The organism is Frankia sp. CeTa3Moorea (genome assembly GCF_978021225.1).
Window position 1 is genome coordinate 1 of the sequence record NZ_CDXDOR010000171.1, and the last position, 9,015, is coordinate 9,015.

A 9,015-nucleotide genomic window follows, 5' to 3' on the forward strand; every position below is an offset into this window, starting at 1 on the left:
CCTCACCCCGGTCGGTGGGTTCCTGGCCGGCAAGCTCGTCTCGCACGTCCTGCTCGGGGCGCTGCTGGGGGCCGTGGGCAGCGCGGCGGAACTGTCGGTTGATGCGCGCACGTGGCTCCAGATCGGCGCGGGCCTGCTGATCATCGTGTTCGGTCTCGCCCAGCTTGGCGTGCCGGGTTTCCGCGGGATCGTCCTCGAGCCGCCGGCGTCGTGGATGAGGGTGGTCCGTCGCCGCGCCCGCTCCCAGGCCGCTCTGGCGCCGGCGCTGCTCGGCCTGGCTACTGTCCTCATCCCGTGCGGAGTGACGCTGTCGGTGGAGGCGCTCGCGCTCGCGTCCGGCTCCGCGCTGGCGGGCGCGGCGACGATGGGTGTGTTCGTGCTCGGCACGGGCCCGCTGTTCGCCGTTCTCGGCTACGCCGCCCGCAAGGCCGCGACCGCGTGGCGCAGCCGGCTGGCCGTGGTCACCGGGCTGGTCGTGCTGGCGATGGGGCTCTACACCCTCAACGGCGGCCTGCAGCTCGCCGGATCGCCGCTGGCCGCCAACCGGCTCGCCGAGCCCCTCGGGCTCACCCGGCAGCAGCCGGCTGACACGTCCGCCGCGTCGACCGCCGAGGGACGCCAGACCGTGGAGATCACGGCCCACGCCGACTCCTACAGCCCAGGCAACGTCCAGGCACGCGCCGGTGTGCCCACGACGTTGGTCGTGCACTCGGACAACGTCCGGGGCTGCATCCAGTCGTTCGTCATCCCGGACCGCGACGTCGCGAAGATCCTGCCCGTCCAGGGCGAAACGACGATCGACCTCGGAGTGCTGGAGCCCGGCACGCTGCGCTATGCCTGCGGCATGGGAATGTACACCGGGCTCATCACCGTCGTCTGAACAAGTCCTCCTCGGTTGAAGAAGAATATGAGGGAGCCGATAATGTCTGCGACCACACACGTTTTCCGCGTCGAAGGAATGCACTGCGGCAGCTGCGCGCTGCTCATCGACGACGCCCTGGAGGATCTGCCAGGCGTCCGCCGCACCCAGACGACCCTGAAGCAGGGCCGCACCACGGTCGAGCTGGAACTGAGCCAGAGCGGTCCGCAGGACGTGGTCAAGGCGATCGAAGAACTCGGCTACCAGGCATCGCCGCTGACATGACGGATCAGGCGGCGACGCGAGGACCCGTGACGAGCAGACTGTACTTCCTGTCCCCGCATGGGTTCGCCATACCACTTGCCACCGGGGAGGCCGGCATGATCCGCATGCTGTCCTTCATGACCGGATGAGCCGAGCAGTGGACGCTCCACCGACCACACCGCTCGTCATCCGCCGCACCACACATCACGTTCCGCAAGGGAGGCACGCGGCGGGACGGAGAAGAGCCGACGCTCGGATCATGACCGACGCTCGGATCATGGCCGACGTCGGGGCGGGCCGGATCGTGGCGGCGTTCGCCTCCGCTGGCGCCGCCGCCACGCATGCCGCGGTCGCGCCGGCCCATCTCGCCGACTGGCCGTTGTCGGGTGTTTTCTTCTTCGCGACGGCGGTATTCCAGGCCGGCTGGGCCCTCGCGGTGATGCGCGGTGCGGGGTCGCGGACGATGGCAGCCGGCTTTCTGGTCAACGGGGGGTCGATCCTCCTGTGGGCCCTCAGCCGCACGACGGGGTTCCCCGTCGGCCCGCACGCCGGAATTCCCGAACAGGTCGACAGAGTCGACCTCACCACGGTCGCCTTCGAGGTGGTCGTCTGCGTCCTTGCTGTGGGCTGTCTGCGGTCGCGCCAGGCGCGGGGGTTCCGCTCCTCGTTCAGCGCGGCGGTCGTGATCGGATCTGTCGGCGCCGGGATCGCCGGCTTCGCCGTGCCGGCGGTCGAACTCGCTGGAGCACACAGCCATGGCCACGGCAGCCACGACATGACCGACGAAGCCGTGCCGCATTCTCACGGTCCCGACGAGAAGACCGCGGAGGCCCCGCACGACGGCGCAGGTGAGACACCCCCCTCACCGCCTCCGGGCGACGAGTCCGGCGCCCAGGAGCAACCTTCTCAACCCGCCACCAGCCACACCCATCCTCCAGGCACCGCGCCACACGACGATTGACCCTCATACGCCAAACGGGCGGGCGTGGAGCAAGAGCCGTCCGGCGATCCTGCTGATAAGCGAGGGACCGATGGCGTTGTCCGCTTCACATCACATACCCCCCCGGGGTATGCTCCCAGTAACGGTGAGTCGATGAGAGGACACCGTTGCCGTCATGGCCCCCGTCCAGTCCTGACGCGACGCCCTCGAACATCCCGGAAGGAACGTCTGATGAGCGAGACCACCTACACCGTGACCGGTATGACCTGCGGACACTGCGTCGCCTCGGTCACCGAGGAGGTCAGCGAGATCCAGGGCGTGACGAACGTGGCGGTGGACCTGCCTTCCGGCGCGGTCACCGTCACCAGCGACCGGCAGCTCGACCCGGCCGAGGTGCGCGCCGCGGTCGAGGAGGCGGGCTACCAGTTCGTCAGCTGAGGTGCCCGAAGGAGCGCGTGCGAGATGAACACTGGAACGAAGCTGTCCGCCTTCGGCGCAGGGCTCGTCCTGGTCGCCACGGCGGCATACGGCGTGGGCAACGCCGTCGGCCCCTTGAGCACGGCCGACGCGGAGGTCGAGCACGTCTCCGCGGCGGACGCCGATCACGGGGGTGACCATGGCGGCACCACCCCGGATTCCGAGCCGGAGCTGCCGGGGGGGCTCGCGTCGAGCGCGGGCGGCTACACGCTCGTGCCCGCCGAATCGGCCCTGAACCCGAAGGCCGTCGAGGACTTCACCTTCCGGATCGTGGGACCGGACCGGGCCACTGTCACCGCGTTCGACGTCGAGCACGACAAGCGGATGCACCTGATCGTGGTGCGCCGGGACGGCACCGGGTTCCAGCACCTGCATCCCGGGATGGCGCCGGACGGGACCTGGTCGGTCCCGCTCGCCGTGCCCGCCGCCGGCTCCTACCGGGCATTCGCCGACTTCACCCCCACCGGCGGGACGGGCACCACGCTCGGCGTCGACCTGAGCGCGCCGGGCCTGTTCGAGCCGGTCACCCACGTGCCGTCGCGTACGGCGACGGTGGACCGCTACGAGGTGACGCTCAGCGGCGAGCTAGTCGGCGGGCAAGCCTCGCCGCTCACCCTCACCGTCCGCGAGGACGGCCGGCCGGTGACGGACCTGGAGCCCTACCTCGGCGCCTACGGCCACCTCGTCGCGCTGCGCGAGACAGACCTGGCCTACCTGCACGTCCACCCCGACGGTGCGACCGGCGACCGGCGACCGGCAGCCGGTCCGAAGATCCCGTTCGTCGCGGAAGTGCCCAGCGCCGGCAGCTACCGGCTGTTCCTGGACTTCCAGCACGACGGGGTCGTCCGCACGGCGCAGTTCACCGTGCCCACCGGACCGGCCCCGCCGGACGCCGACGCGTCGCCATCGGAGGGAACGCCCGATGCCGGGCACGTCGACGACGGCCACGGGCACTGATCGCGAGAGGAGGGCCGGCGCCCATGAGCACCAGCGCGACGGCTGGCACGAACACGGCCACCACGGCGGCGAACCCCGCCGACGCCGCGGTGACCGAGATCGAACTGTCGATCGGCGGGATGACCTGCGCGTCGTGCGCGCACCGCGTCGAGCGCAGGCTCAACAAGATCGACGGTGTCACCGCCACGGTCAACTACGCCACCGAGAAGGCCCGGGTGAGCGCCCCGGGCGGCGTCGACCCGGGCGTGCTGGTGGCCCAGGTCGAGGCGGCCGGCTACACCGCCGAACTGCCCCGGCCGCGGGCGGCGGACACAGAAGCGGCCGCCGGTGCGGCCGCCGGTACGGCCGACGCCGAACCGGACCCGACACGGCCGCTGCGCCAGCGCCTGATCGCCAGCGCAGTGCTGGCGGTGCCGGTGGTCGCGATGGCGATGGTCCCGGCGCTGCAGTTCACCAACTGGCAGTGGTACTCCCTCGCGCTGGCGAGCCCCGTCGTGACCTGGGCCGCCTGGCCGTTCCACCGAGCCGCGTGGACCAATCTCCGGCACGGCGCGGCCACGATGGACACCTTGATCTCGATCGGGGTCGGCGCGGCGTTCGTCTGGTCTTCGTACGCGTTGCAGTTCGGCACCGCCGGAACGCCGGGCATGGTGCACCCCTTCGAGCTGACGATCGCTCGCGGCGACGGCACCGGCAACATCTACCTGGAGGTCGCCGCCGGAGTCACCACGTTCATACTCGCCGGTCGCTACTTCGAGGCACGCGCGAAGCGGCGTGCCGGCGCGGCGCTGCGGGCGCTGCTGGAACTCGGCGCCAAGGACGTCGCGCTCCTGCGCGACGGAACCGAGGTGCGCGTCCCGATCGGCCAGCTAGCCGTCGGCGACCGGTTCGTCGTCCGGCCCGGGGAGCGGATCGCCACCGACGGCGTGGTCGAAGAAGGCTCGTCCGCCATCGACGCCTCGATGCTGACCGGCGAGTCCGTTCCGGTCGAAGTGGCACCGGGCGACGCGGTGACCGGAGCGACAGTCAATGCCGGCGGGCGGCTGATCGTGCGCGCCACCCGGGTCGGCGGCGACACCCAGCTGGCCCAGATGGCGAAGCTCGTCGAGGAGGCCCAGAACGGCAAGGCCGCCGCGCAGCGGCTCGCCGACCGGATCTCCGGCGTGTTCGTACCGGTCGTCATCGCCCTGGCCGCCGCCACCCTGGCCTTCTGGCTCGGGGCAGGCGCCGACGCTGCGGAGGCGTTCACCGCCGCGGTCGCCGTGCTGGTCATCGCCTGCCCGTGCGCGCTCGGGCTGGCCACGCCGACCGCGCTGCTGGTCGGCACCGGGCGGGGCGCGCAGCTCGGCATCCTGATCAAGGGCCCCGAGGTGCTGGAGTCCACGCGACGGGTCGACACGATCGTGCTGGACAAGACCGGAACGGTCACCACCGGCCGGATGAGCCTGGTCGAGGTCCACGTCGCCGCCGGCGTCGACGAGGCGGAGGCACTACGGCTGGCCGGCGCACTGGAGAACGCCTCGGAACATCCGATCGCCGCAGCGATCATGCGCGGGGCCCGCGACCAGGTCGGCAGCCTGCCCGACGTCGAACAGTTCACCAACCTGGAAGGACTCGGCGTGCAGGGCGTCGTCGACGGGCACGCCGTGCTCGTCGGGCGCTCGGCGCTGCTGGACGAGTGGAGCCAGCCGCTTCCCCCGGACCTCGCCACGGCCAAGTCCGCCGCCGAGGAAGCCGGCCGCACCGCCGTCGGCGTCGCCTGGGACGGCCGGGCCCGCGCCGTGCTCGTCGTCGCGGACGTGGTCAAACCCACCTCGGCGCAGGCTGTCACCCAGCTTCGCCGCCTGGGACTGACCCCGGTCCTGCTCACCGGCGACAACACGACGGTCGCCCGAGCGGTGGCCTCGGAAGTGGGCATTGACGCCGGCCCTGACACCGTCGTCGCGGAGGTCCTGCCCACCGGCAAGGTCGACGTGGTCAAGCGCCTGCAGGCCGAGGGCAAGGTGGTTGCGATGGTCGGCGACGGCGTCAACGACGCCCCCGCCCTCGCCCAGGCCGACCTCGGCCTGGCCATGGGCACCGGCACGGACGTCGCGATCGAGGCCAGCGACCTCACCCTCGTCCGGGGCGACCTCCGGGCCGCGGTCGACGCGATCCGGCTGTCCCGCCGCACCCTGGCGACGATCAAAGGAAACCTGTTCTGGGCGTTCTCGTACAACGTCGCCGCGCTGCCCCTGGCCGCGGCCGGCCTGCTCAACCCCATGATCGCCGGAGCCGCCATGGCGTTCAGCTCAGTGTTCGTCGTCGCGAACAGCCTGCGACTGCGGCGTTTCACCGGCCAGATCGACGATCCGCCAGCGACGACAGCTGCGCGGAACCTGTCAACCTGATCGAGACAAGATCTTGTAGGAATTACTGAGCTGGCTGTTCTGTGGCGGTGGCGGGCTGGGCCGGGATCGTTCCGGGTGGGTTGATCCAGGCGGGTGCCGGCAGCGGTGGTGGCGCGGGCGGCCGGCGGACGAACCGTTTCGTCGGGTAGCCAGACGTCGACGAGTGTGCCGAAGTCCTCCTCGGCGAAGGGGAACGCGCGGTTCATCGCCGTCACCAGGCGCCGGGCGGCCGCGTCGTCGAAGCCTGGAACGTTCGGCCTGAGGTGTTCGACGGCCTCGGCGAGGATTGCGGAACTCCAGCAGGCCGCGGTCCATCAGCTTGCGGACCTGGGGACGTGACATGCCTAGCAGCACCGCCGCCTCCGTCGGCGTAACCTCGGCGGCGCGAGGGGTCACGACGAGTTCCTCGCCTCTCACCCGGGCGTCGAGCAACCGCGAGACCAGTTCAGCCGTCTCGCGGGAGAGTGCCACCCGCACCTCTCCACTGGACATCGCCAGGGCGCGGTGCAGAGCCTCGGCATCGCGTAGCAGCAGCTCTGTCATGCCAGCCTCATCCGCTCCACGTGCACCAACTGCACCACGACACGGCGACACGGCGGCGTGCATCCGCCGCGCCAGGCGGAGCGAACCGGATCTTGTCGCCGATTACCAATGCGTCCACGCCCCGAAGTGACCCCGCCATTCATGGTGGAGGAGGAACGCCGGCGGTCGCTGTCCACGGAAGCGGGATCACTCCATTCTTCCGCTTACGAGACACGGGCACGGCGCCGAATCGTACCCTGGCGCCCGCGCGCTCTGGTGGGGCAGCTGGGTGGCGGCGAGCGTGGTCGGCCGCTCGGGTGGCCCGGGCTGAGATCGTCGATCTCCGTGTGCCTGCTGCGTAGGGTGGTGGGCGGAGCGCTTCCCTGCTGGTGGCCCCGGGACCCGCGGAATTGCGAAGCGATTTCGGGGGAATGGAGGAGGTGACGATCGGTGAGTCGCCGGTTCCAGACGGCTGGTCCGTGCCGCCCGGGGATCGACTACATGATCCCGGCGCTGTCGCGGCTACCGGAGGTGCCCGGTCTCGTCGAGCAGGAGGGGTACTTCGTCGTGCACGCGCCGCGGCAGACGGGGAAGACGACGACGCTGCAGGCTCTCGCGGACGAGCTGACCGCGCGGGGGCGGTACGCGGCCGTGCTGTTCTCCTGCGAGGTCGGCCGGGCGGCACACGACGACTACGGCCGCGCGGCGCGGGGCATTCTCCAGATGATCCGCGAGGCCGCCGAGGACGCGCTCCCGACGGAGCTGCGCCCGCCGCAATGGCCCGACGCCCCAGACGAGACCCTGCTGGGCACGGCACTGCGCGCGTGGGCGCGGGCCTGCCCACGGCCCCTGGTGCTGTTCTTCGACGAGATCGACGCCTTGCAGGGGCAGAGCCTGCTCAGCATCCTAAGCCAGCTGCGCAACGGCTACCGTGGTCGCCCCAGCCAGTTCCCGGCGTCGATCGCGCTGTGCGGCCTGCGCGACATCCGCGACTACAAGTCGGCCGCGGGTGGCGACCCGTCCCGATTGGGGACGTCCAGCCCTTTCAACATCAAGCTGGAGTCGCTGCGGCTGGGGGACTTCACCCCGGACGAGGTCGCCGAACTCTACGGCCAGCACACCGCGGACACCGGGCAGGAGTTCACGCCAGCGGCGGTGGCGCGGGCCTACGAGCTGACCGCCGGTCAACCGTGGCTGGTCAACGCACTCGCGCGTGAGATCGTCGTGAAGCTGGCGGTGCCGGCCTCGGCGCCGATCACGGTCGACCACCTGGAGCAGGCCAAGGAACGACTGATCCTTGCCCGGGCGACCCACCTGGACTCCCTGGCGGCCCGGCTTGCCGAGCCCCGTGTCCGCCGGATCGTGCAGCCGCTGCTGGCCGGCGACCTCATCCAACTCAACCCCTATGACGACGACCTCGCCTACACCCGCGACCTCGGCCTGATCGCCCCAAAGAATCCGGTGCGGATCGCCAACCCGATCTACCGTGAGGTCATCGTCCGGGTCCTGACCTCACAGGTCGAGGCCAACGTCGTCGCCGACCCCCGCAGCTTCGTCCGGTCAGACGGCCGTTTCGACTTCCAGATGCTGCTGCGGGAGTTCGCCGAGTTCTGGATCGAACACGGCGATGTCCTCACGTCGACCGAGCACTACCACGAGGTCGCCCCGCAGCTCGTCCTCATGGGATTCCTCCAACGCGTCGTCAACGGTGGCGGCTATGTGGAACGCGAGTACGGCGTCGGCGCCGGGCGGATCGACCTGCTCGTGCGATGGCCCTACACGGATCAGGGCGGCAAACGCCGCTGGCAGCGCGAGGCCCTCGAGCTCAAGGTCTGGCACCCGGGCAAGGCAAACCCGCTGCGCCAGGGCCTGGCCCAGCTCGACCGCTACCTCGACCGTATCGGCCTCGACGCTGGGACCCTCATCCTCTTCGACCGCCGCCCAGGCGCAGCGGACATCACCGAACGCACCCAGTTCGATACGGTCACCACACCGACGGGCCGCGCTGTAACCCTCCTGCGAGCCTAAGTGGTTGGCGCTGGAAGTTCCTCGGGGGTCGTCAGGCGGCCTCGGGCACGGGCTGACGGACGGCCGCTGCGGGTTCCTGGTCCGGGAGCCGGGCGAGGTGCCGGGCGAGATCGGCGGCGGTGTACTTCCACTTGAACGGCGTCGCGGTCACGTTGTAGCGGGCGATGAATGCCTGCAGCGTGGCCGCGAGCGCCTCGGTGCTGGCGAAGTCGTTCGGGGACACGACCTTCCGCTGGATGACCGAGAAGAAGATCTCTACCTGGTTCAGCCAGGAGGCGTGGACCGGGGTGTGGATCAGCACGCAGGTCGGATGTGCCTTCTTCAGTCGTTTGATCGAGGCCTGGCCGCGGTGGTCGGAGCCGTTGTCCACGATCACGAATACCCGAGGCGCGTCGCGGTAACGGGGCATGGCCATGAGCTGGTCCATCAGGGCCGCGAACGGGGCGATGCCGGTCGTCGGCGGCGTCGTCGCGATGACCTGCCCGGTGTGCACGTCGAGCGCGGCGAGCAGCGCGAGCGCGCCGTGGCGTTCGTACTCGTGCTCGACGCGCATGACCCGCCCCGGGGCGGGTGGGGCC

8 protein-coding genes are annotated in these 9,015 nt (G+C 70.7%); 7 read left to right on the plus strand and 1 reads right to left on the minus strand.

All coding sequences use genetic code 11. The annotated features are described in order from the left end of the window. The 7 genes from AC08OV_RS21090 to AC08OV_RS21120 all read left to right on the plus strand — a co-directional run. The coding region (locus AC08OV_RS21090) for an urease accessory protein UreH domain-containing protein (protein ID WP_476620174.1) at positions 1-880 on the plus strand (880 nt) is incomplete at its 5' end. A 42-nt stretch (positions 881-922) separates the two neighbouring features. Beyond that, positions 923-1,144 (plus strand): heavy-metal-associated domain-containing protein, encoded by a 222-nt coding sequence (locus AC08OV_RS21095; protein ID WP_476613955.1) that lies wholly within the window; start codon positions 923-925, stop codon positions 1,142-1,144. Positions 1,145-1,382: 238 nt separating this feature from the next. Next, on the plus strand, positions 1,383-2,084 hold the full coding sequence (locus AC08OV_RS21100; protein ID WP_476613954.1) for a hypothetical protein: 702 nt from the start codon (positions 1,383-1,385) through the stop codon (positions 2,082-2,084). A 210-nt stretch (positions 2,085-2,294) separates the two neighbouring features. Beyond that, the gene (locus tag AC08OV_RS21105; protein ID WP_476613953.1) at positions 2,295-2,501 is read left to right on the plus strand and encodes a heavy-metal-associated domain-containing protein; all 207 of its coding nucleotides are present in this window, start codon (positions 2,295-2,297) and stop codon (positions 2,499-2,501) included. A gap of 24 nt (positions 2,502-2,525) precedes the next feature. Beyond that, positions 2,526-3,497, plus strand: a complete 972-nt coding sequence (locus AC08OV_RS21110) for a hypothetical protein (RefSeq protein WP_476613952.1) — start codon at positions 2,526-2,528, stop codon at positions 3,495-3,497. A 23-nt stretch (positions 3,498-3,520) separates the two neighbouring features. Continuing rightward, positions 3,521-5,887, plus strand: a complete 2,367-nt coding sequence (locus tag AC08OV_RS21115) for a heavy metal translocating P-type ATPase (RefSeq protein ID WP_476613951.1) — start codon at positions 3,521-3,523, stop codon at positions 5,885-5,887. 972 nt (positions 5,888-6,859) lie between these two features. Then, the gene (locus tag AC08OV_RS21120) at positions 6,860-8,437 is read left to right on the plus strand and encodes an AAA family ATPase (RefSeq protein WP_476613950.1); all 1,578 of its coding nucleotides are present in this window, start codon (positions 6,860-6,862) and stop codon (positions 8,435-8,437) included. Positions 8,438-8,468: 31 nt separating this feature from the next. Here the strand turns inward: AC08OV_RS21120 and AC08OV_RS21125 are convergent. Further along, on the minus strand, positions 8,469-9,015 hold a 547-nt coding region (locus tag AC08OV_RS21125; RefSeq protein WP_476620175.1), incomplete at its 5' end, for a transposase.